This window comes from Kribbella sp. NPDC023855 (genome assembly GCF_040639475.1).
Taxonomy (GTDB): Bacteria; Actinomycetota; Actinomycetes; order Propionibacteriales; family Kribbellaceae; genus Kribbella.
Genome location: NZ_JBFAAA010000016.1, coordinates 95394 through 116731, shown reverse-complemented (window position 1 = coordinate 116731; position 21338 = coordinate 95394). Strand labels below are relative to the sequence as shown.

The 21338-nt window shown below is 67.8% G+C and carries 21 protein-coding genes; 16 read left to right on the top strand and 5 right to left on the bottom strand.

Features of this window, described 5'->3' with window-relative positions:
- The first annotated feature begins 3 nt into the window (after positions 1-3).
- Positions 4-1005 carry an acetamidase/formamidase family protein gene (locus AB0F51_RS36035; RefSeq protein ID WP_360287642.1) on the top strand — a complete coding sequence of 334 codons (1002 nt, stop codon included), beginning with the start codon at positions 4-6 and terminating at the stop codon, positions 1003-1005.
- On the opposite strand, the gene AB0F51_RS36030 is transcribed toward AB0F51_RS36035, so the two are convergent.
- Complete coding sequence (locus tag AB0F51_RS36030; RefSeq protein ID WP_360287640.1) at positions 998-1969, bottom strand: LLM class F420-dependent oxidoreductase; 972 nt, start codon at positions 1967-1969, stop codon at positions 998-1000. The genes AB0F51_RS36035 and AB0F51_RS36030 overlap by 8 nt on opposite strands.
- A 6-nt stretch (positions 1970-1975) precedes the next feature.
- On the bottom strand, positions 1976-2875 hold the full coding sequence (locus tag AB0F51_RS36025; RefSeq protein ID WP_360287638.1) for an EamA family transporter: 900 nt from the start codon (positions 2873-2875) through the stop codon (positions 1976-1978).
- A 62-nt stretch (positions 2876-2937) separates the two neighbouring features.
- Between AB0F51_RS36025 and AB0F51_RS36020 the strand changes: the two genes are divergently transcribed.
- Together AB0F51_RS36020 and AB0F51_RS36015 are read left to right on the top strand one after the other, a co-directional pair.
- The gene (locus AB0F51_RS36020; protein WP_360287636.1) at positions 2938-3429 is read left to right on the top strand and encodes an Lrp/AsnC family transcriptional regulator; all 492 of its coding nucleotides are present in this window, start codon (positions 2938-2940) and stop codon (positions 3427-3429) included.
- Between the two features lie 92 nt (positions 3430-3521).
- Entirely contained in the window at positions 3522-4736 is a 1215-nt protein-coding gene (locus AB0F51_RS36015; RefSeq protein ID WP_360287634.1) for a pyrophosphate--fructose-6-phosphate 1-phosphotransferase, read from the top strand.
- A 4-nt stretch (positions 4737-4740) separates the two neighbouring features.
- On the opposite strand, the gene AB0F51_RS36010 is transcribed toward AB0F51_RS36015, so the two are convergent.
- Both AB0F51_RS36010 and AB0F51_RS36005 read right to left on the bottom strand, forming a co-directional pair.
- Positions 4741-5184 (bottom strand): low molecular weight protein-tyrosine-phosphatase, encoded by a 444-nt coding sequence (locus AB0F51_RS36010; RefSeq protein ID WP_360287632.1) that lies wholly within the window; start codon positions 5182-5184, stop codon positions 4741-4743.
- 5 nt (positions 5185-5189) lie between these two features.
- Positions 5190-5576: a phage holin family protein gene (locus AB0F51_RS36005; RefSeq protein ID WP_360287630.1), complete on the bottom strand. Its 387-nt coding sequence runs from the start codon at positions 5574-5576 to the stop codon at positions 5190-5192.
- Positions 5577-5698: 122 nt separating this feature from the next.
- Between AB0F51_RS36005 and AB0F51_RS36000 the strand changes: the two genes are divergently transcribed.
- The 8 genes from AB0F51_RS36000 to AB0F51_RS35965 are packed head-to-tail and all read left to right on the top strand — an operon-like array spanning position 5699 to position 15134.
- The gene (locus AB0F51_RS36000) at positions 5699-6982 is read left to right on the top strand and encodes a DUF4185 domain-containing protein (protein ID WP_360287628.1); all 1284 of its coding nucleotides are present in this window, start codon (positions 5699-5701) and stop codon (positions 6980-6982) included.
- Positions 6979-7686 carry an FCD domain-containing protein gene (locus AB0F51_RS35995; protein ID WP_360287627.1) on the top strand — a complete coding sequence of 236 codons (708 nt, stop codon included), beginning with the start codon at positions 6979-6981 and terminating at the stop codon, positions 7684-7686. The genes AB0F51_RS36000 and AB0F51_RS35995 overlap by 4 nt, the downstream gene beginning before the upstream one ends.
- 46 nt (positions 7687-7732) lie before the next feature.
- On the top strand, positions 7733-9034 hold the full coding sequence (locus AB0F51_RS35990; RefSeq protein WP_360287625.1) for an extracellular solute-binding protein: 1302 nt from the start codon (positions 7733-7735) through the stop codon (positions 9032-9034).
- Positions 9031-9969 (top strand): sugar ABC transporter permease, encoded by a 939-nt coding sequence (locus tag AB0F51_RS35985; protein ID WP_360287623.1) that lies wholly within the window; start codon positions 9031-9033, stop codon positions 9967-9969. Before AB0F51_RS35990 ends, AB0F51_RS35985 begins: the two co-directional genes overlap by 4 nt.
- Positions 9966-10790, top strand: a complete 825-nt coding sequence (locus tag AB0F51_RS35980; RefSeq protein WP_360287621.1) for a carbohydrate ABC transporter permease — start codon at positions 9966-9968, stop codon at positions 10788-10790. The genes AB0F51_RS35985 and AB0F51_RS35980 overlap by 4 nt, the downstream gene beginning before the upstream one ends.
- Before the next feature lie 11 nt (positions 10791-10801).
- The gene (locus AB0F51_RS35975) at positions 10802-11680 is read left to right on the top strand and encodes an SDR family oxidoreductase (protein ID WP_360287619.1); all 879 of its coding nucleotides are present in this window, start codon (positions 10802-10804) and stop codon (positions 11678-11680) included.
- On the top strand, positions 11677-12903 hold the full coding sequence (locus AB0F51_RS35970; RefSeq protein WP_360287617.1) for an enolase C-terminal domain-like protein: 1227 nt from the start codon (positions 11677-11679) through the stop codon (positions 12901-12903). The genes AB0F51_RS35975 and AB0F51_RS35970 overlap by 4 nt, the downstream gene beginning before the upstream one ends.
- Entirely contained in the window at positions 12900-15134 is a 2235-nt protein-coding gene (locus AB0F51_RS35965) for a hypothetical protein (RefSeq protein WP_360287615.1), read from the top strand. The genes AB0F51_RS35970 and AB0F51_RS35965 overlap by 4 nt, the downstream gene beginning before the upstream one ends.
- A 120-nt stretch (positions 15135-15254) precedes the next feature.
- Here the strand turns inward: AB0F51_RS35965 and AB0F51_RS35960 are convergent, their stop codons facing one another.
- Positions 15255-15923, bottom strand: a complete 669-nt coding sequence (locus tag AB0F51_RS35960) for a GntR family transcriptional regulator (RefSeq protein WP_360287613.1) — start codon at positions 15921-15923, stop codon at positions 15255-15257.
- Positions 15924-16078: 155 nt separating this feature from the next.
- Here AB0F51_RS35960 and AB0F51_RS35955 point away from each other — a divergent pair, with 155 nt between their 5' ends.
- The 5 genes from AB0F51_RS35955 to AB0F51_RS35935 all read left to right on the top strand — a co-directional run bounded on the left by AB0F51_RS35955 (position 16079) and on the right by AB0F51_RS35935 (position 21332).
- Entirely contained in the window at positions 16079-17668 is a 1590-nt protein-coding gene (locus tag AB0F51_RS35955) for a phage tail tip lysozyme (protein ID WP_360287611.1), read from the top strand.
- Positions 17669-17677: 9 nt separating this feature from the next.
- Positions 17678-18292, top strand: a complete 615-nt coding sequence (locus AB0F51_RS35950) for a PEGA domain-containing protein (RefSeq protein WP_360287609.1) — start codon at positions 17678-17680, stop codon at positions 18290-18292.
- Positions 18293-18448: 156 nt separating this feature from the next.
- The gene (locus AB0F51_RS35945; RefSeq protein ID WP_360287607.1) at positions 18449-19321 is read left to right on the top strand and encodes an arginine deiminase family protein; all 873 of its coding nucleotides are present in this window, start codon (positions 18449-18451) and stop codon (positions 19319-19321) included.
- Positions 19322-19512: 191 nt separating this feature from the next.
- Positions 19513-20592, top strand: a complete 1080-nt coding sequence (gene hisC / locus AB0F51_RS35940) for a histidinol-phosphate transaminase (RefSeq protein ID WP_360287605.1) — start codon at positions 19513-19515, stop codon at positions 20590-20592.
- Positions 20589-21332: an SDR family NAD(P)-dependent oxidoreductase gene (locus tag AB0F51_RS35935; protein ID WP_360287603.1), complete on the top strand. Its 744-nt coding sequence runs from the start codon at positions 20589-20591 to the stop codon at positions 21330-21332. The genes hisC and AB0F51_RS35935 overlap by 4 nt, the downstream gene beginning before the upstream one ends.
- Positions 21333-21338 lie beyond the last annotated feature (6 nt).

Genomic DNA, 21338 nt, shown 5'->3' with positions numbered 1-21338 from the left:
CGCGTGGACATCGTCGAATTCACGCCCGGCAACGATCAGCTGACCTGGACCTTCGGCGGCGCCGCGCCGCTGCGCCGGGTCAAACCCGGTACGGCGATGCGGCTGTGGACTGAGGACGCGTTCTGCGGCCGCCTGCGCAGTACGGCGGATCTCGCCAGCGCCAGCCTCCAGATGCCGTTCGTGAACCCGCAGACCGGGCCGTTCTACGTCGAGGGCGCCGAGCCGGGCGACACTCTCGTGCTGCATTTCGTCGAGCTCACCCCGGCGCGCGGGTGGGGCGCGTCCGCGACCATCCCGTTCTTCGGCGGTCTGACCAGCACAGACCGTACTGCGACCCTGCAGGACCCGCTACCGGAACGGACCTGGATCTACGAGGTGGACACCGAGCGGCAGACCGTTGGGTTCCAGGCGCAGGGGAGTGACCTGGAGATCGCCCTGCCGATCGAGACCATGCTCGGCACGGTCGGGGTGGCGCCGGCCAACGGTGAGGCCCGCTCGTCGCTGGTCCCGGATGTGTTCGGCGGCAACATGGACACGCCTGAGATGAAGGCCGGGGCGACCTGTTTCCTGCGGGTCAACGTAGAGGGCGCGCTGTTCTCCGTCGGTGACGGGCACTACCGGCAGGGCGAGGGCGAATCCTGCGGTACTGCGGTCGAGGGCGCGATGAACGTCGTCCTCATCGTCGAACTCCTCAAGACGCCGGGCCCGGTCTGGCCGCGGATCGAGAACGACGCGTACCTCGCCGTCGTCGGCTCGAGCCGCCCGCTCGAAGACGCCTGGCGGGCCGGTCAGGTCGACATGGTCGGCTGGCTGGGCGAGCTCTACGGCCTCGACAAGCTGGACGCTTACCAACTCCTCAGCCAGATCAGCGAGGTCCCGCTGGCCAATGTCGTCGACGCCAACTACAGCGTGGTCACCAAGGTCCCCAAACGCCACCTCCCCAAAGTCGATGCCTACAGCAACATTCACACTCACCTGCGCGACCTGGCGGCAACCCTCAGCTGAAAGCGGGTACGACGTCCGACGACAACAGGTGCAGGGGATCGTGGTCATAGGCGACACCGGGGATGTAAAGGATGACGTACTGGACGCCGATCTCCTCCAGACGCTCGAGGCGGCTTCGGATCTCCCCAGTAGTGAGAATGTCGGCCAACCCGACGCCTCCACCAGCGCCGATCTCGCGGAACTCTTCCACGCTGTAACGGCCGCGTGCCTTGGCTGTCGCGGTCACCGGGTCGGCGCCGGGTGAGATCGGGAACAGGTTGAGGCTGGTCGACTTCACGATCTCGTTGTAGTCGCGGCCGACGGATTCGCAGTGCTTACGTAGTACGGACAGTTTGTGCTCGATGACGTCGACCTGGCCGGTGCCGAAGTTGCAGGCATCGGCGTACTGCGCGACGAGCTTGAGGGTGACCTGCTCGCCGCCGCCGCCGATCCACAGTGGCGGCTTGCGGCGGGGCTCGACGTACGGCTTGTCCACAGAGTGGTACTTCCCGTGGAAAACCACGTCCTCTTCGGTCCACAGCCGATGGATCAGCTCCACCGACTCGCGGAACGAGCCCATCCGGTCCTTCAGGCTGCTCCACGGATACCCGTACGCCGTCCACTCGTCTTCCGCCCAGCCCGCTCCCAGCCCGGCGTACAGGCGGCCATGGCTGGCGACGTCGACGGTGGCGGCCATCTTCGCGTAGAGGGCCGGGTTGCGGTAACCGTTGCAGCCGACCATCTGGCCGAGCTTGACGCGCTGCGTGTCGCGGGCCAGCGCGGCTGTCGCGGTCCAGGCTTCGAAGACCGTTTCGCGGGCCGGCTCGGGCACAGTGTGGAAGTGGTCGAACAGCCAGATCGAGTCCCAAGGACCGGTGTCGGCGGCACGGGCGACGGCCGTCATCGCCTCCCACTGCTCGACTGGACCCGCCAGCTCGACCAGATCCATCCGCCACCCCTGGGGCACGAACACTCCGAAATGCATCAAGTCTCAAGCCTTTCCAGTACGTCGGGAGATGGCGACCCCGGCCAAGCAGAGGGTTCCGCCGATGAGTGCAAGCAGTGCTGGAGCTTCGCCGAGGAACAGCCAGGCGAGGAGGATGGCGACGACTGGTACGGCGTACACGGTGACGCCCATGCGGCCGGCCGTCGTACGGCGAAGTGCGAAGGCCCAGGTGGTGAAGCCGAGTGCGGTGGGGAAGGCGCCGAGGTACACGACCCACCAGATGGTGCTTGCGCTCGCAGTACGGAGCTCGCTGGTCAGTGCGGGAGCGTAGGGGAGGCAGGCGAGCGTGCCGATCATGCAGGCGAGCCAGGTGACCTGTGCGGCGGGAAGGCGGGTCAGTAGTGGCTTCTGGGTCACCACGCCGACGGCGTACCCGATGGCGGCGATGATGCAGAGGATGACGCCCCAGGTCTCGGCGCGACCGGTGGAGGTCGACAGGCCGATCAGTACTACGCCGCCGAACGCGACCAGGCTCCCGATGACGAGCTGTCGCGGGAAGCCTTCGCCTAGCGTCAGGCCGGCCAGCAGTGCGATCAGCAGTGGGGCGATGTGGACCAGCATGGCCGCAGTACCGGCGTCCAGGCGGCGCTCGGCTGCGTTGAGGGCCACGTTGTAGACGCCGAACCAGAGCAGGCCGCAGGCGAGCAGTGGCGGCCAGTCGCGCTTGTCCGGCCAGGTGAGGCTGCTGGGCGACTGCCTCAGGAAGAGGAAGGCGCCGAGCAGCACACTGCCGACCAGGAGGCGGGCCAGCGACATCGCCCCGGCCGAGAACTCGGTGCCGGCGTGGCGGATCCCTACGAACGACGAGGCCCACAGCAGCACGGAGATCGAGGCGGCACCGGTGACCAGGAAGGTCTTGGGGGAGGTTTCCACAGCGGTTGTCACGTGACTACCCTAGGAACAGATTCGCGGCGTTCCCATGGCGATTCGGACCCGAAAGGCCTCTGATGGCTACCGAAACGAAGATCGAACTGGCTGCTGGCTTTCAAACCGAGAAGCCGACAATCGACGACCTGAACATCCGCCTGCTGACCGAGCTGACCGCCGACCCGCGACTCCGCACGACCGAGCTGGCGCGCCGCCTCGGAGTCTCCGCCCCGACGGTCCGGGAACGGGTGACGCGGCTGGAGGAGTCCGGCGTGATCCGCGGCTACCGCCTCGAGATCGACCCCGGCGCGCTGGGCCTGCCGGTCGGCGCCTGGGTGCGGCTACGCCCCGGACCCGGCCAGATCCCGCGCATCATCGAGCTGGCCCAGCGCATCCCCGAGGTGGTCGAGTGCCACCGGATCTCCGGCGACGACTGCTTCCTGCTGCGCGTCCAGGTCGCCGCGATCGGCGGCCTGGAAGACATCCTGGACAGATTCCAGACCCACGGCCAGACCACCACCTCGTTCATCGTCTCCACCCCCATCGAGCCCCGCAACGTCCCGATGCCCTGATCTGTCCACAGGCTGAACCCCAACCAGCGTGTGGAGTGGTCTGCATCACTACGCTGAAGGCGACTTCAGCGACCTCTGGAAGGACCCTGACCATGGCTGCCGACAAGTCTGTCCGCAGAGTTGCCCTTCTCACCGCGGGCGGGCTCGCGCCCTGCCTGTCGTCCGCCGTCGGCGGGCTGATCGAGCGCTACACCGAGGTGGCGCCCGACGTGGAGATCATCGCCTACCTGAACGGGTACCACGGTCTGCTCAGCGGCCGGCACCTCGAGGTCACCCCCGAGATCCGCGCCCAGGCCGGTCTGCTGCACAAGTTCGGCGGCAGCCCGATCGGCAACAGCCGGGTGAAGCTGACCAACACCGCCGACCTGATCAAGCGCGGCCTGATCTCCGACGGCCAGAACGCCTTGCAGGTCGCGGCCGAGCGGCTGGTCGCCGACGGCGTCGACGTGCTGCACACGATCGGCGGCGACGACACCAACACGACCGCGGCCGACCTGGCGGCGTACCTGCAGGAGCACGACTACGACCTGACCGTGGTCGGCCTGCCGAAGACGATCGACAACGACGTGATCCCGATCCGGCAGAGCCTGGGTGCCTGGACCGCGGCCGAGCAGGGTGCGCTGTTCGCCCGCAACGTGATCGCCGAGCACAGCTCGAACCCGCGGATGCTGGTCGTGCACGAGGTGATGGGCCGCAACTGCGGTTGGCTGACCGCGGCCACCGCAGCGGAGTACCGGAAGTGGGTCACGGCGCAGGAGTGGAACCCGGGGATCGGCCTGACCGCCGGCGGCTGGGACGTGCACGCGGTTTACGTGCCTGAGGCAACGATCGACCTGGACGCCGAGGCCGAGCGGCTGAAGGCGGTGATGGACGAGAACGACTGCGTCAACATCTTCCTGTCCGAGGGGGCCGGCGTGCCGTCGATCGTGGCCGAGATGGAGGCCCGCGGCGAGGAGGTCGGCCGGGATCCGTTCGGGCACGTCAAGCTCGACACGATCAACCCGGGCGCGTGGTTCGCGAAGCAGTTCGCCGAGCGGATCGGCGCGGAGAAGACGATGGTCCAGAAGAGCGGCTACTTCAGCCGGTCGGCGGCCGCCAATGACGCCGACCTCGAACTGATCAAGCAGTGCACCGACTTCGCGGTGGACGCGGCGCTGCGCGGCGAGAGCGGCGTGATCGGCCACGACGAGGAGCGCGGTGACGAGCTCCGCGCCATCGAGTTCCCCCGGATCGCCGGCGGCAAGGAGTTCGACCCGAGCGTGGAGTGGTTCACCACCCTGCTCACCGACATCGGCCAGACCAAGTAAGCAGCTAGCCCGAAAGGCGGTCGACCCAGCGGTCGGCCGCCTTCTCGATCTGGTCGAGCACGTCGTCGAAACCGGCGTCGTCGCCGTAGTACGGATCCGGTACGTCGCTGTCGTCGAACAGCTCGACCGGTACTGCGAGGTCGCTGCCACCCCGTCGTAGCAGCGCCGACAGATGGCCGGAATCCATCGCGAGCACCAAGTGGCGCTCCGGGAACCAGCTGCTGCGGAACTCCTGCGCCCGGTGGGCGCTCCCGTCGTACCCGCGCCTGGCCAGTGCGGCCGCGGCGCGGTAGTCCATCGGATCGCCGATGTGCCAGCCGCTCGTGCCGGAGCTCGTCACCACGACGTCGTCGATGCCCGCGTGGGCGAGCTTCGCGCGCAGGACCACCTCACCGATCGGCGAGCGGCAGATGTTGCCGGTACACACCACCTCGACGTGCCTCACCACCGAAGTCACCGCATCTCGGCCTTGTCCGGCAGTACTGCGTTCAGCAGCATGCCGACCAGCGTGATCACCAGCGAGCCGAGCAGCGCGGCGCCGAACCCGTCGACGTGGAACTGCACGTCGAGCTTGCCGGTGATCCATGAGGTGAGCAGCAGCATCAGGGCGTTGATCACGAAGATCAGCAGGCCGAGCGTCAGGATGATGAACGGCAGCGAGACCAGCTTCGCGATCGGCTTCACCACCGCGTTCACCACGCCGAAGATGGCCGCCACGATCAGCAGCGTCAGCACCCTGCGCCCGGCCGTCGAACCCTCGAGGGTGATGCCGCTGACGACCCAGCTGGCGACCGCCAGGGCCACCGCGTTGGCGAGCAACTTGATGAGCAGGTTCTTCATGCCTCGATCCTGCCACCCTGGGGTTCGCCCACCCCGCGATCACCGCGCCGGGGGTTCGCCACACCCTTGACACGATAATGACCAAGTGATCTGATCATTTTCGTTCCCGCGAGGAGGCGACCATGAGACACCGGATGAGCTGGGCGCTCGGCGCCGCAGTACTCAGTACTGCGCTGGCAGTCCCGGCGCTCGCCGCGCCCGACCCGGCCCGCCCCTTGAGCGGCCATCCACAACCCGGTCATCCCCAACCCGGTCATCCCCAAGCCGGTCATCCCCAGGTCGGCGCGATCCCGCGGCCGTTCACTGCGGCGACTCCGTTGAAAGAGGGCCCGCTCGTGACAAAGGGTCCGCGGGATTGCGCGGTGACGCGCGCCAACTGGGCCGTCGAGCCGGAGCCGCAGGCGGCTCCGGAGCCGTTGCTGAACGCCTACAGCGACACCGGCAAAGGCTGGACCGGTGGGGACAGCACCTACTCGGTGAAGCTGCGCGGGGGCCGGACCGCGTGGATCTTCTCCGACACCTTCCTCGGACCGGTCAACGCCGATGGCGGCCGGCCGATCACTACCCCGTTCATCAACAACTCCTTCGTGATCCAGCGTGGCAAGTCGCTGAAGACCGTCACCGGCGGCACCGCTTCCGAGCCGACCGCCCTCGTCCCGCCGCCATCGAACGGCTGGTACTGGTTCGGTGCTGCCGGCACGAGCAAGGCCGGCCGCAACCTCGACGTCACGACGCTGCAGTTCGAGCGGACGGGCACCGGCCAGTGGGACTGGCGCTGGGCGTCCAACCACCTGGCCCGGTTCGACAGTTCGACGCTGAAGCTGGAGAAGCTCATCCCGCTCCCCTCGAGCGCCAACATCCAGTGGTCCGCGTGGTTGCTCCGCGACCGCGGCTACACCTACATCTACGGGGTGGAGGACCTCGGCGCCTCGAAGTACGAGCATGTCGCCCGGGTCCGCGGCGACGATCTGACCACGAAGCGCTGGCAGTACTGGACCGGTACCGGCTGGTCGGCCGACGAGTCGGCGTCGGTGCGCGTGCTCGAGGGCGTCGCCAACGAGCACAGCGTGACCCGGTTCGGTGACGGCTATCTGCTCGTCACGCACGACACCACCGAGCTGTTCAGCAAGCGAGTGCTCGGCTACTTCGCCTGCTCACCGACCGGCCCGTTCGTGAACCCGGTCGAGCTCTACCAAACCCCCGAGACCGGTGCCACCGGCAGCTATGGAGACGCGGACATCATCACGTACAACTCGCACGAGCATCCCGACCGGCGCCGCGGCAACTCGCTGCTGGTCAGCTACAACGTCAACAGCCTCGACGCCAACGTCGACCTGTACGCCGATGTCAGCATCTACCGGCCCCGGTTCGTCCGCGTGGCCCTGACCCCGAACGGCCTGCGATGAGTACTTCGGGTGGCGTCGTCCGGCGCAGCCTGCTCGACGACCTGGCTGCCTCGATGCTGGACCTGATCGCTGAGCGGAAGCTGGCTTCGGGCGACCAGTTCGAGTCGGTTCGCTCACTGGCCGAGCGGTTCAAGGTCGCCGTACCGACGGTCCGGGAGGCGTTGCGCCGGTTGGAGGCCACCGGTGCGGTCGAGCTGCGGCACGGATCCGGCGTGTACGTCGGCCAGCACATCGGACGGCTGGTGCTCGCCAATCCGCTGGCGCCGACTCCGTCGGCGGATCGGCTGGTGGAGCTCCTGCAGGCTCGCGCGCTGATCGAGCCGCCAGTCGCCGCACTGGCGGCCCAGAACCGGACCGCTGAGGCGCTGGAGCGGCTGGACGAGCGCCTCACCGAAGCCGCCGATCTCATTGCCTCCGGCAACCATGCCCGGCTCGCCGAGGTCAACATGGACTTCCACCGGTGTCTCGCCCAGGCGTCCGGGAACGCCACGCTGGCCGAGGTGGTCGAGTCCGTCACGGTCGTCAACGTCCGCGAGCAGTTGGAGATCCTGCACATCCATGGCGACCGGCAGGCCGACCTGGACGAGCACCGCGCCATCCTCGACGCGGTCCGGGCCGCCGACGCCGAACTGGCCGAGCGACTCACCCGCGAGCACCTGGACGGCGTACTCACCGTCGTCAGCGACAGCGCCCAGCACCCGTGACCGGTGCGGTGGGGCAGAAGTTTCACAGAGCCGAAGGGACCGCACCATGTCACGCAGTACGCCGTACAAGCAGCACAAACCGAAGGCGCTGACCGCACTGGTGGTGGCCGGCGCGTTGGCGCTGACCGCCTGTGGGGGTGGAGCTGGTGACTCCACCGCCGCGAAGGGTGAGGACAAGCCGGTCGACGCGCTGAAGTTCTACAACGACAAGGGTGGCTGGAAGGAAGCCTTCACCCAGGTCGGCTCGGCCAGCAAGAAGGACATCGGTGTCGGCATGGAACCGGTCGGCTACTCCGACTCCAACGCCTACACCGCGTTCATCCGGTCCTCGTTCCGGACCAAGGAGAAGGCCGATCTGTTCACCTGGCACACCGGCAAGGAGCTGGAGGAGCTGGTCGACCAGAAGCTGGTGGCCGACACCACCGACCAGTGGACCAAGGCGGTTGCTGACGGCAACATCCCGGAGCAGCTGAAGCAGTACTTCAGCTACGATGGCAAGCAGTACTGCATGCCGCTGAACGCCGGCTACTGGGTGATGTACTACAACAAGGCCGTCTTCAAGAAGGCCGGTATCACCCAGAACCCGAAGACCTGGGCCGAGCTGCTCGCCGTCGCCGACAAGGTGAAGGCGGCCGGGGTGCAGCCGTTCTACCAGACCAACATCCTGTTCAGCTTCGTCTGGTTCGAGACGCTGCTGGCCGGCAAGGACCCGGACCTGTACGACGCGCTGGCCACCGGCAAGGCGAAGTACACCGACCAGGGCGTGGTCGACGTGATGAACGAGTGGAAGAAGATGATCGACGCCGGGCTCTTCAGCGACCCGGGTTCGAAGACCGAGCCGCAGGCGCAGCTGAAGAGCGGTGCGGTCGGGATGGTCAACTTCGGCACCTGGTTCAGTGGCAACCTGAACACGCTGAAGATGAAGGCCGGTACCGACTACGACTTCTTCGTCATCCCGAACGTGAACCCGTCGCTGCCGAAGACCTCGATGATCTTCGAGACCGGCCCGGTCTGTTCCGCCGCGCAGAGCGACCACGCGTCGACGGTGAAGAAGTGGACCGACTGGTGGGTCACTCCGCAGGCGCAGACCGCTTGGGCGAACTCCCGCGGCGACCTGTCCTTCAACCCGAAGGCCGAGGTGAAGGACCCGGGACTGGCCGCGCTGAACAAGGATGTCGGCGGCGACGGCTACCGGCTGATCAACCGCTGGTTCGAGGCCACGCCGGTGCCGGTGATGAACAAGGCGCTGGAGGTCTTCGGTGCGTTCGTCACCAAGCCGGGTGACCCGATGCCGGGTCTGCAGAAGATCCAGGCCGAGGCGGACGCCTACTGGGCCAAGCAGAAGTGAGCCGGAGCCCTCAGCGCCTGGCCCGGCGCTCGGCCCAGCGCCCGGTACCGCGCTCGGCCCAGCGCTCGGCCCGGACTGGTGGGCGGGTGGCGCCGCTGTTCGGGCTGCCCGCCGCCGGCATCGTGGCGCTGCTGCTGTACCTGCCGTTCGTGTGGACGACGTACGTCAGCTTCACCGACTTCAACGGCCTCGGTACGCCGGTCTGGTCCGGGCTGACCAACTACAAGGCGATGTTCAGCGATCCCGATCTGGTGGGAGCACTGACCAACACGCTGTTGTGGGTGGTCGGCATGGTCACCTTGCCGATCGTGCTCGGCCTGCTGATCGCAGTACTGACGTATGGGCATCGGTGGGGCACCTGGTTGCGGCTGCCGTTCCTGCTGCCCTACGCGATCTCAGGTGTCGCGGTAGGTGTCATCTGGGGCTTCGTGCTCCAGCCGGACGGCGCTCTCGGCCAGGTGCTCGGCTTCCTCGGTCTGCCGGGCGCACACACGGGCTGGTTGCAGGCTGGGCCGGGCAACACGCTGATGATGATCGTGGCGACCTCCTGGCAGGCCGCCGGGGTGAACGCGCTGCTGTTCGTCATCGGGCTGCAGTCGATCCCGGCCGAGCCGCTGGAGGCTGCCCGGCTGGACGGGGCGGAGGGCTTCAAGCTCTTTCTCCACCAGCTCTGGCCGCAGCTACGGCCGATCACGACGGTCGTCGTCGGGCTGTCGATTGTCGGCAGCCTCAAAACGTTCGACGTCGTCTGGGTGATGACGCAGGGTGGTCCAGGTACGTCGTCGGAGACGCTGGCCCTGTCCATGTACAAGGAGACCTTCGTGCTGAACGACTACGGCCAGGGCGCGGCGATCGCGTTGTTCCTCAGCCTGGTCACGTTCGCCGCGTCGGTGCTGTACCTGCGCTACCAGCTGGCGGACGGTGACTCCCGATGAACAAGACCTCATCCGGCCCGGTCCGTACTGCGGTCCTCGTCGTCCTCGGGGTGATCTGGCTTGCGCCGGTCTACCTGCTGGTCGTGAACGCGTCCAAGGCGGTCGATGCCTATGACCCCGCCGCGGTGTGGAAGCCGTCCGGATTCTCGCTGTTCGCGAACTTCCAGGATGCCTGGGAGAAGGCGTCACTGGGCGGAACGTTGCTGGCGACAACCCTCTACAGCGTGGTGGCGCCGGTGCTCGCAGTACTGATTGGAGCGGCGGTCGGTTATGCGATCGTGGCGCTGCGGCTCAAGTACGGTTTTGTCTGGTTCGTCTTCATCTTCGGCGGCACCATCTTTCCGTTGCAGATGGTGCTGATGCCGCTGTTCTCCGGCTACGCGAGCTCGGGGCTTTATGACACCAGGGTCGGAATGATCCTCGTCTACACGGCGATCAGCGTTCCGTTCTCGGCTTTCGTGATGCGGAACTTCTTCACCGGCATCGCCCGGAGCGTCTTCGAGGCGGCGGTGGTCGACGGCGGTGGGCTGTTCCGGATCTTCCGCAGCATCTACGTGCCGATGGCCGGCAGCGCCCTGGCGGCCATCTTCATCCTCCAGGCGACCTTCGTCTGGAACGACCTGCTGCTCGGTCTGACCCTGAGCCAGTCCGAGTCGGTCCGGCCTATCATGCCCGCACTCACCGGACTACAGAGCACGTACGGCGGTGCTGCCCTGCCGACCGTCCTGGCCGGCGGACTGCTGGTGTCGCTGCCGACCGTCGTCCTGTTCCTCGCCGCCCAGCGGTTCTTCTCCCGGGGCCTCGCCCTCGGCCAGTTCTGAAGGGATCTCACATGCCAGCAGGACCTCGTGCGGTTGTCGTCACCGGCGGCGCGGCCGGTATCGGCCGTGGCGCCGTCGAGCGGTTCGTCGCCGCCGGTGACCGGGTCTTCGCGCTCGACCGCGATGCGGAGGCCCTGGCCGCTCTGGAGGCAGAGCTGGGTGATCGGGTCACCGGCATCGCCGTCGACGTCGCTGACCGCACCGCGCTGGCGGCAGCGGCCCAGCGGGTGAGCGAGGTTCTCGGCGGTAGCGGAAGCGGAAGCGGAAGCGGCGATGGCGGCAGCAGTGGCGATGACGATCGCGGTGGCGATGGCGATGGCGATGGCGGCGGCAGCGGTGGGCTCGGGGCGTTGGTTTGTGCGGCGGGGGTTCAGCGGTACGGAACGGTTGTGGACACGCCTGCCTCGACGTACGACGAGGTGATGGCGGTCAACGTCGGTGGGGTGTTCTTCGCCTGCCAGTCGTTCGTGCCGTTGATCCCGCGAGGCGGCAGTGTGGTGGTCGTCGCGTCGGTGCAGGCGTACGCGGCGCAGCACAACGTCGCGGCGTACTCGATGGGGAAGGGTGCTCTGCTCTCACTCGTCCGGGCCATGGCGGTGGATCACGCGGCCGACGGCATCCGGGTCAACGCGGTCTGTCCGGGATCGGTGGACACTCCGATGTTGCGGACCTCGGCCGCGCAGTTCGCCGGTGATCGGTCGACCGACGAGGTTGTTGCGGAGTGGGGCCGGTCCCATCCGCTCGGCCGGGTGGCGACGACGGCTGAGGTGGCCGAGGTCATCCACTTCCTGGCGTCGCCGGCCGCGGCCTTCGTGACCGGGGCCGACGTGAAGGTCGACGGTGGATTGACCGCCCAGTTGGCCGTAGTACTGCCGGAGGACGCTCGATGAAGATCGTGGACCTCCGCGCGACCACCATCACGATGCCGTTGGAGGCGCCACTGCGGCACAGCAATGGCGCGCACTGGGGGCGGTTCGTGCGGACGGTGGTCGAGATCGAGGCCGACAACGGCCTGGTCGGTCTCGGTGAGATGGGTGGCGGTGGTCAGAGCGCCGAGGATGCCGTCACCGCGCTGAAGCCGTACCTGATCGGTCACGACCCCGCCCGCACCGAAGCACTGCGCTGGATGCTGGCGAATCCGACCGCGAGTCTCTACAACAACCGGACCCAGTTGCTCGCAGCAGTGGAGTTTGCGTGTCTGGATCTGCAGGGGCGCCAGCTCGGCGTACCGGTGCACGAGTTGCTGGGCGGCAAGGTGCGGGACAAGGTGCCGTTTGCGAGCTATCTGTTCTTCCGGCATGCGGCCGACGACGGCACAGGGGAGATCCGTACCGCGGAGCAGTTGGTCGAGCACGCGCGGGCGCTGGTTGCGGACTACGGGTTCTCCGTGCACAAGCTCAAGGGCGGAGTCTTTCCGCCGGACTACGAGCGAGAGTGTTTCCGGGCGCTCGCCGAGGCGTTTCCCGGGCATCGGGTGCGGTTCGACCCCAACGGAGCCTTCGGGGTTGAGGAGGCGATCCGGTTCGCGCGAGGTATCGAGGACTTGGACAACGATTATCTCGAGGACCCCACCTGGGGGATGAACGGGATGCGCCGGGTCCGGGAGAACACCTCGATCCCGCTCGCCACCAACACGGTGGTGGTCAACTTCGAGCAGCTGGCCGCCAACGTGCGTGATCCCGCCGTCGACGTGATCCTGCTGGACACCACCTTCTGGGGTGGGATCCGCGCCTGCGTCAAGGCCGCCGGGGTCTGCGAGACCTTCCAACTCGGGGTGGCCGTGCACTCCTCGGGTGAGCTGGGCATCCAGCTGGCCACCATGCTCCAGCTCGGCGCCGTCGTACCGAACCTGTCGTTCGCTGCCGACGCGCACTATCACCACCTGCGCGACGACATCATTGCCGGCGGCAAGCTTCCGTACGTCGATGGCGCGATCGCCGTACCGGATGGTCCCGGCCTCGGCGTCGAGCTGGATCGCGACAAGCTTGCGGAGTACGCCGAACTGTTCCGTGAACTGGGTCCTTACCCGTATGACCGTGATCCGGCGAGGCCTGGGTGGTACCCGCTGCTGCCGAACACCGATTGGGCCGATCCCACCGAAGGGCTGCGATGATCCCCCGTAGTACGGACCTTTCCAGCGATGTGCTCACGCACACCTACGACGACATGTTCAACCCGCCGGGGTTGACCAACTTCCTCGGCACGGCACAGGTCGACCTGGACGTGTTCGCCGTTCGGAGCATCAACTTCCCGCCGTATTCGCATGGCGATGTCATCACCGGTCAGCTGTACGTCGACGGGCGGTTGGCTCGGTCGTACGGCGGTGAGGTGGAGGTGGTGTGGCGGCCGGACCGGGTGGTTCGCTCGACGCGGATCGACGGGTTGACGTTACGCAGTACGACGGCCTGCGCGCCGGGACGGCCGGCGGTGGTCGTGCAGCTCGAGGTGGAGGGTGCAGCGGGGCGTTCGGTGCGGATCGGTTTGGCGTTGGCCAGTACTGCGATTCGCGCGGCCGGCGGGTGGTCGCGTCCTGAGCCGCCGTCGGAGCCGAACACGTTGCGGGAAGCCGAGATCCGGGGTGCGGTGGTCGGGAGCGGGGAGTCGGGGTCGGCTGTCAGCTTGCAGGGGTTCGATGTGGTGACGTCGGACACCGCCGCGGTGACTACTACCTCGATCGCCTCGGCCGCCTCCTCCTCAGAGTTTGCCGCGGCGGCGGCGCTCCGGCCGCAGTCGATGCTGGAGGCAACGGTTGAGTTGGATGCTGCTGGCAACGGGCAGCTTGGGTTCGTGCATGTCCTGGACGGCGATGTTGCGTCGGCGGCCGAGCATTACAACGCCTGCGCTGCCGACGTGCCGGCGGTGATCGCGGCGGCCGAGGTGCACTGGGACAAGGCGCTGGCGGACGCTTTTGATCCGGACAGCGACGGGTTCAGTGGCTCGCTGCCGATCTTGGAGACCTCGAACGAGGCGCTCCGGAAGCTTTACTGGTGGGGAGTGCTCGGCGTGGTGTGGTTCCGCCGCGACAACCCGGCCAGTGTGATCGGGCGGACCTACGACACGTTGATGCCGCGGTACTGGCAGACCACGACGTTCATCTGGGACTACAGCCTGTCGTCGCTGACCCATGCGTTGCTCGACCCGGTGCCGATGCGCCGGCACATCGAGCACTGGATCGACCTGGACACCCATGCGCACTTCGGTACCGAGTGGCTCACCGGCGGGCCGGTCGGGCAGTGGTACTCGGTCAACGATTTCGCGATGACGCGGTTGGTGCGGGACTACGTTCGGTTCAGCGGTGACGAGGGTTTCTTGGACTCTCTGGCCGGCCGGGACGCTGATCGCAAGCCGGTGGCCGAGCACCTGCATGACTGGGCGACGGCCTGGCGTGGGTTGCGCAAGAACCACGCGCTCGCCGACTACGGCGGCATCGACAACCTGCTCGAGTGCGTGAGCAGCTACGTCCACGAGGTCGCCAGCTTCAACGCAGCAAACGTCTGGTGCCTACGAGTAGCCGCCGAGATCGCGGAACTCCGCGGCGCCCCCGACCGCACCGAGCCCGACCGCGGCGGCGCCCCCGACCGCACCGAGCCCGACCGCGGCGGCGACCCTGACCGCATCGAGCCCGACCGCGCCGGCGAGTCCGATCGCGCTCGCCTGCTGCGGAAGGAGGCGGATGAGCAGGCCGGCCATGTGAACGAGTTGTACGTCGAGGGCGCCGGCTTCTGGCACGCCCGCCAGCCCGACGGCACGCTGGTCCCGGTCCGGCACTGCTACGACTTCAACCTCGTCGGCACCACGATGGCCGACGACCTGTCGGACACGCAGCGGGCGGAGATGGTGGAGTTCTTCCAGCGGGAACTCCAGACCCCGACCTGGATGCGCGCGCTCTCGCCGTACGACGCGGACGCGGCCTTCAGCCTGCGACCCGATCACCAGTGGAACGGCGCCTACCCCGCCTGGCCCGCCGATGCCGCCCGAGCGCTGTTCGCCCTCGGCCGCGGTGATGTTGCGCTCGACTGGCTCCCGGGCTTGGCGAAGAGCGCGAACCAAGGGCCGTGTGGTCAGGCGCACTTCGTCGAGGAGGCGGTACCGGCGATGGCGGGCGGTGCAAGAAAGTCTCCACCGCAGTACCCGTACCTGATCGACTGGTCCTGCTCCTCCTCAGGCGCCTGGGTAAGCCTGATCCTGGAGGGAGTCTTCGGCCTGGAAATCACCCTGGACGGCACAGTCCGAGCAACCCCCCAAGTCGCCCCTCTAGACCCCACCGCCCGCCTCCGAAACCTCCGAGTCGGAAACCGCACCTACAACATCACCGCCGACGGAGTGCTTGCTGCCGATTCGTAGTCCGCGGATCCAAGTGGAGCAGTAGCGCGTCCGACGTGGGTGCAAGACTCGCCTACTGTCCTTCCGCTTCGAGTGTATCGGCGGAGCCGCCGGGCGGGCCTGCGTTATCCACAGGCGTGTTCAGGAGGGTGGGGTGGCGATGGCTTCTAGGAGGGATTCTTCGGCGCCGGCCAGGTGGCGGCGGAGTTCTTCTACGCATTCGTCGAGGGCGCCCTTCTCCAGCAGGCGGACGAGTTTGCGGTGGGAGGCTACCTGTTGTCTGGCGTCCTGGCGGAGGGCGTCGACGCGGGCCAGGGCGAGTCTTGCCTCGCCGGTGATCGAGTCGGCGGTGGCGGTCAGGCGTTCGCTGCCGGTGAGGGCGACCAGGCTGCGATGGATCGCCAGGTGCGTCTCCGTCATCGCCTCCGGGTCGGCACCTTCCTTGGCGGTCGCGGCGAACGTGCGCATCGCGGCGCGGACCCGCTCGCGGGCCGACTCGTCGGCGTCGAACCAGGCTCTGATCCCGGCCGACTCGAGCACGAACCGGGCCCGGCAGATGTCGGCGACCGCGGCCGGGTGCAGGATCGCGACGCTGACGCCCTTGTTCGGTTCGCGGACCGCGAGTCCTTCGGTGACCAGCATCGTCATCGCCTCGCGGACCGTACTGCGCGCGACCCCGAGCGCCTCGGCCAGGGGTTGCTCGCGCAGCGGCGTACCGGGTTCGAGGTCGCCGGAGAAGAGGGCGGCGCGGAGCGCGTCGACAACCCGGTCCACCGTGGTCGAGCGGTCCACCCGCAGCCGTTCGTACATGCAGCGATTCTCGTCCAGTCCGGCCCAGTTGTCGCGTTCGGCGCGGACCCGCGAGGCGCCCGCCGCCCATCCTGTGGATAACTCTCGACATAATGACCTGGTTTTCGGGCAGTCTTTGACGCAGTGGCCGCCCCTGCCAGAGCGAGGAGAACGCCGTGAGTGACAGCAAGGCACTGCCGATGATCGGTGGCGTCATGCTCGTGTTCTTCCTCCCGCTGCTGGTGGTGATCGCGCTGCTGGTCGGAGTGATGAGCGGGATGGGCAGCGCCGCGGCCTGTACTCCGAGCCCGGCGACCGAGGCGGCGGGGATGGCCTGGCCGACCGACAAGAAGGAGGCCGCCCAGGGCTGGGACGACGAGGGTCCCGAGCAGCACAAGGGCATGGACTTCGACGTCGCCAAGGGCAGCAAGGTGTACGCCGTCGAGTCCGGCGAGGTGAAGTCGGTCTCCGGCGACTGGATCAAGATCAGCCACGGCGACGCGATGGAGACCTGGTACCAGTTTTTCGACACCAAGACGGTCAAGAAGGGCGACAAGGTCGACCGCGGCCAGCAGATCGGGACGTCCGGTGAGGGCACCGAGACCGCGCCGGGCAAGAGCGGTGCCCACCTGCACTTCGAGGTCTGGGCCCAGGGCGACGACGGCGGGGCGCTCAAGCAGGCCGACCCGGCCAAGCTCTTCGCGAGCGCCTCGTCGTCCGGATCGGGCGGCGGCTGTAGCTGCAACACTGACGGTCCGCTGGTGGGCAGCACCAACCAGGAGAAGGCCTTCAACTACCTGGTCAGCAACGGCTACACCAAGGAGCAGGCCGCCGGCATCGTCGGCAACATGATCCACGAGTCGCAGGTGACGCCCACGCTGCTCAACGGCACCAGCCCGCCGACGGAGACCCGCGCGAAGGTGGCCGAAGGCCTCGACAAGGCCTGGGGCATCGTGCAGTGGTACCCGGCCAAGAAGATGATCACGGCGTCCCGCAGCAAGGGGGTCAGCTACGAGACGATCGAGACCCTGGAGTACCAGCTCAAGTTCCTGAAGGAGCAGCTGGACGGGACCGGGCCGGTGGCGCTCAAGGCGATCGGCGACAAGATGAAGGCGACCAAGACGGTCGAGGAAGCCGCCTACCTGTTCGCCCACGACTACGAAGTCTTCACGCTCGACGACAACGACCCGGAGTACGACGAACGGAAGAAGACCGCCCGGGAGGTCTTCGACACCTACTCCGGCGGAGCGGCCCCACCGGGGAAGCCGGGCGCGGGTCCGTCGACCGCGTGCGCGGCCGGCAGTGGCAACATCGCCGAGGTGGCGAAGTCGCTGGCCTGGCCCGACGGTGGGCACGGCAAGAACAAGAGTGATGCGACCCCTGCGTTCCAGGAGGCGCTGCCGAAGTGGAACAGCGACCAGGGGTACGAGGTGTGGAGCGACTGCGGGCGGTTCGTGGCGACCGTGATGCGGATGAGTGGCGCCGATCCGGAGTACCCGATGGTGTCGACCGGGGTGCAGGACAACTATCTGCGCACCTCGGGCAAGTACGACGTCTTCGACAACATCGCCATGAGCGACCTGCAGCCTGGTGACATCTTCATCGGCGCCGGTCACACGTACCTGTACGTCGGACAATGGGGTAAGTACAACTCCGCCGCCGGCTCCCTCGGCGGCCACGTGCCCGAGGCCGGCTACGCCTACGACGTCGGCGGCTATACCCCCAGCAACGGGCGGTTCGCCGTCGCGCGGCTCAAGAAGAAGTAGGAGCAGACCATGGAGGAGGACATCCGGCGGCCGTTCGTGACCGGCGTCGTCGTGCTCGCGGTCCTGTTGGTGCTGATCGGGGGATTCGTGATCTGGCGGCACGATCCCAAGGCTGAGCTGACCGTGAAGTCGATCCCGAACGACCTGACCCTCACTCTTGACGGCCAGCCGATCGCCGCCAACGGCAAGACCGAGGTCCGGCCCGGGACGCACACGCTGACGGGTAGCCGGGATGGCTTCCAGAGCTACACCAAGACGATCACGGTGCGCGGTGAGGATCCCGTCTCGGTGAAGATGTACCTCTACGCCAACGGTCCGGTCGGTTACGAGTGGGGCAAGAACAACCCGGAGCAGGAGCGCGAGGCCGAGGCCGAGGCCGGCCGCCGGTACGACGAGATCCAGCAGCGGCTCGCGCAGAAGTACCCGATCCTGGCCCAGTTGCCCTACGTCGGACCCGGTTTCAAGGCGACCTACGAAGGCTCGAAGTCGGACCCGACGAACCCCGAGGCGATCTCGGTGCGGATCGTCACCTGGACCGCTACCGGCAAGGAGAAGGCGCTGCAGTGGATCACCGGCAACGGCTGGGATCCCGCGTCGCTGGACATCATCTACGCGACCAAGTGAGCAACCCCACCGGTACTGCGAACCGCACCCGCCCGCCCGCCTGAGGGCGCGCAAACTCAGGTTGACGCGACACCGGACGACCTGCACACTGACTGATTGTCGGACAATCAGGTGATCGGTCAATGCGACGATCGTGAGCTCAATGGGGTGCGCAGAATGGGTCAGCCGCTGGGGTGGGGCCGCCGGTATCTGATGGTCCGGCCGGACCATTTCCGGATCGACTACGTGATCAATCCGTACATGTCGACCCAGGACCAACCCGACCCCGAGCTGGCGCTCAAGCAGTGGGACTCGTTGCGGCAGGCCATCATCGACGCCGGTGGCGAGGTCGAGGTGCTCGAGCAGCGCGACGACTCCCCGGACATGGTGTACGCGATGAACCTGGGCTTCGGCACGGCGCAGGGCAAGGCGATGCTCTCGCACATGCGGTTCGAGCCGCGCCGCAAGGAGTCGCTGACCGCGGCCGAGTGGTTCATGGAGCACGACTTCGAGCTCAAGCGGACCGGCAGCGACGGCGTCGGCCCGCACTTCGAGTCCGGTGACGCCTTCGTCTTCGGCGACAGCCTGGTGATCGGCTACGGCCCGCGCACCGAGGCCGGCGCACTCGAGCACATTGCCTCGGAGTGGAACGTCCGGGTCCGCGGTCTGCGCATCACGCACGAGGGCATGTACCACCTCGACCTGCCGTTCTGCCCGATCGACAGCACCCACGCGCTGGTCTACCCGCCGGCGCTGGACGCGGCCAGCCAGACCGAGCTGTTCGGCATCGTGCCCGACCCGATCGTGCTCACCGACGACGAGGCGTTCGCGTTCAGCGGCAACTCGCTGGTGGTCAACGAGACGATCATCATGCCGGCCTGCTCGCCGCGGTTGCGCGAGCTGCTGACCGGGCTGGGTCTGCGCGCCGTCGTCCTGGACCTGTCCGAGTTCCACAAGGGTGGTGGGTCGGCGCGCTGCCTGACCAACCCGCTCGATTTCGACCTCGCCCCCGCCGGCGTCGCCGGTGGCGAGGTCGTCTTGCCCGCCTGACAAGCCAGGCCGGTACGCCGTACCGATGGCCGGGCGCCTGCCCATGGTTCAGCTGGATTGCTGGACGAATGGACGGGCGACCCGGCCATTTTGATGACTGACTGACGATGTCTCCCGGCACGCGCTGAGCAATTTGTCCAGTGCGATTCCACGGGGTTCTAAGCCGGCCGGGTTGGAGCTAGCCTGCGGGCATGACCCCTGACCACGAGGTCCGTTTCCGTTCCGTCCTGGACGACATTCCGGCTTACAAGCCGGGCAAGCCACCGGAGCGCGCCGACGGCCGTCCGACGTACAAGCTGTCCAGCAACGAGAACCCGTACCCGCCGCTGCCAGGCGTGCTCGCCGCCGCCACCGAGGCCGCCGCGAACATGAACCGGTACCCCGACATGGGTGCGCTGCCGCTGCTCGAGGCGCTGTCCGAGCGGTTCGACGTACCGGTCACGGATCTGGCCGTCGGGACCGGCTCGGTTGCTGTCCTCTACCACCTGCTGCAGGCAGCCTGCGGTGAAGGCGACGAGGTGGTCTACGCCTGGCGGTCGTTCGAGGCCTACCCGATCGCGGTCCAGCTGACCGGCGCGACGTCGGTCCAGGTACCGCTGACCGAGGACGCGCGGCACGACCTCAAGGCGATGGAGGCCGCCATCACCGAGCGGACCCGGGTCGTCCTGATCTGCACGCCGAACAACCCGACCGGCCCGGTCGTCCGTCGCGACGAGCTGGTCGCGTTCCTCGACGCGGTCCCGCGCAACGTGCTGGTCGTGCTCGACGAGGCGTACCGGGAGTTCGTCCGCGAACCCGAGACGCCGGACTGCTTGGAGATGTACCGGGACCGCCCGAACGTCGTTGTCCTGCGCACCTTCTCGAAGGCCTACGGGCTGGCCGGTTTCCGGATCGGCTACGCGATCGGTCACCCGCCGGTGGTCGCCGCGATCCGCAAGTGCGCACTGCCGTTCGGTGTCAGCGAGGTCGCCCAGGCCGCCGCGATCGCCTCGCTGCGTGCGGAGAAGGAGCTGCTGGAGCGCGTCGACGGGCTGGTGGCCGAGCGGACCCGGGTGGTCGACGCGCTGCGGGCGGCCGGCTGGAACGTGCCCGAGACGCACGCCAACTTCGTCTGGATGCCGCTCGGTGACGAGACCGTGGCGTTCGCCGAGGCGCTCCAGGCCGAAGGGGTCTCCGTCCGGCCGTTCCCCGGCGAGGGTGCCCGGGTGACGATCGGCGAGAAGGAGGCCAACGACCTGTTCCTGACCACCGCGTGCGCGTGGCGCCGGTGAGGAACCTGATCTGGATCTCGGGCGCCTCGTCCGGGATCGGGGCGGCGCTCGCCGTCAGTACGCCGTACCCGGAGGCGCGGGTGATCGACCTGTCGCGGAGGGGTGGAGTGGTCGAGCACTTCGCGGCGGACCTTGCGGAGCCGGCGGACTGGGGGCGGGTCGAGGAACACTTCGTCGCCGAGCTCGACGGCTTCAAGGGCGAGCGGGTGGTCTTCGTGCACAACGCCGGCACGGTCGTTCCGATCGGGCCGGCCGCGACCGTCGATGCCGAGGCGTACGCGAAGGCGGTGCTGCTGAACTCGGCAGCACCGCAGGTGCTCGGGCGGGCGTTCCTGCGGGCGACCGCGGGCCTCGACTGCGAGCGGCACCTGGTGATGTTGTCGTCGGGTGCGGCGACCAAGGCCTATCCAGGGTGGTCCGCTTACAACGCGGGCAAGGCGGCTGTGGACCACTGGGTCCGCACGGTAGGACTCGAAGAGGCTGCCGCCGAGCAGGACAGCGGCGGTGCGGTGAAGGCGTGCCGGGTGATCGCGGTGGCGCCGGGTGTGGTGGACACGGCGATGCAGGACGAGATCCGCTCGGTCGACGAACAGGCCTTCCCCGCTGTAAAGCGATTCCGCGAGCTGAAAAGCTCCGGCGGCCTGAGCACCCCGGAGGAGGCCGCCGCGGGTCTGTGGGCGGTCATCGCCGCGCAGTACCCACCCGGCACCGTCCTCGACCTCCGCAACCTCCCGAACTGACCACCA

What these genes read in the sequence shown, in the direction of transcription:
- AB0F51_RS35990 (WP_360287625.1), top strand. Translation starts at nt 7,733, where the DNA reads ATGTCACGCAGTACGCCGTACAAGCAGCACAAACCGAAGGCGCTGACC.
- AB0F51_RS36015 (WP_360287634.1), top strand. Translation starts at nt 3,522, where the DNA reads ATGGCTGCCGACAAGTCTGTCCGCAGAGTTGCCCTTCTCACCGCGGGC.
- AB0F51_RS36020 (WP_360287636.1), top strand. Translation starts at nt 2,938, where the DNA reads ATGGCTACCGAAACGAAGATCGAACTGGCTGCTGGCTTTCAAACCGAG.
- AB0F51_RS35965 (WP_360287615.1), top strand. Translation starts at nt 12,900, where the DNA reads ATGATCCCCCGTAGTACGGACCTTTCCAGCGATGTGCTCACGCACACC.
- hisC (WP_360287605.1), top strand. Translation starts at nt 19,513, where the DNA reads ATGACCCCTGACCACGAGGTCCGTTTCCGTTCCGTCCTGGACGACATT.
- AB0F51_RS35960 (WP_360287613.1), bottom strand. Translation starts at nt 15,923, where the DNA reads ATGTACGAACGGCTGCGGGTGGACCGCTCGACCACGGTGGACCGGGTT.
- AB0F51_RS35995 (WP_360287627.1), top strand. Translation starts at nt 6,979, where the DNA reads ATGAGTACTTCGGGTGGCGTCGTCCGGCGCAGCCTGCTCGACGACCTG.
- AB0F51_RS35980 (WP_360287621.1), top strand. Translation starts at nt 9,966, where the DNA reads ATGAACAAGACCTCATCCGGCCCGGTCCGTACTGCGGTCCTCGTCGTC.
- AB0F51_RS35975 (WP_360287619.1), top strand. Translation starts at nt 10,802, where the DNA reads ATGCCAGCAGGACCTCGTGCGGTTGTCGTCACCGGCGGCGCGGCCGGT.
- AB0F51_RS35950 (WP_360287609.1), top strand. Translation starts at nt 17,678, where the DNA reads ATGGAGGAGGACATCCGGCGGCCGTTCGTGACCGGCGTCGTCGTGCTC.
- AB0F51_RS36005 (WP_360287630.1), bottom strand. Translation starts at nt 5,576, where the DNA reads ATGAAGAACCTGCTCATCAAGTTGCTCGCCAACGCGGTGGCCCTGGCG.
- AB0F51_RS36000 (WP_360287628.1), top strand. Translation starts at nt 5,699, where the DNA reads ATGAGACACCGGATGAGCTGGGCGCTCGGCGCCGCAGTACTCAGTACT.
- AB0F51_RS36030 (WP_360287640.1), bottom strand. Translation starts at nt 1,969, where the DNA reads ATGCATTTCGGAGTGTTCGTGCCCCAGGGGTGGCGGATGGATCTGGTC.
- AB0F51_RS35970 (WP_360287617.1), top strand. Translation starts at nt 11,677, where the DNA reads ATGAAGATCGTGGACCTCCGCGCGACCACCATCACGATGCCGTTGGAG.
- AB0F51_RS35945 (WP_360287607.1), top strand. Translation starts at nt 18,449, where the DNA reads ATGGGTCAGCCGCTGGGGTGGGGCCGCCGGTATCTGATGGTCCGGCCG.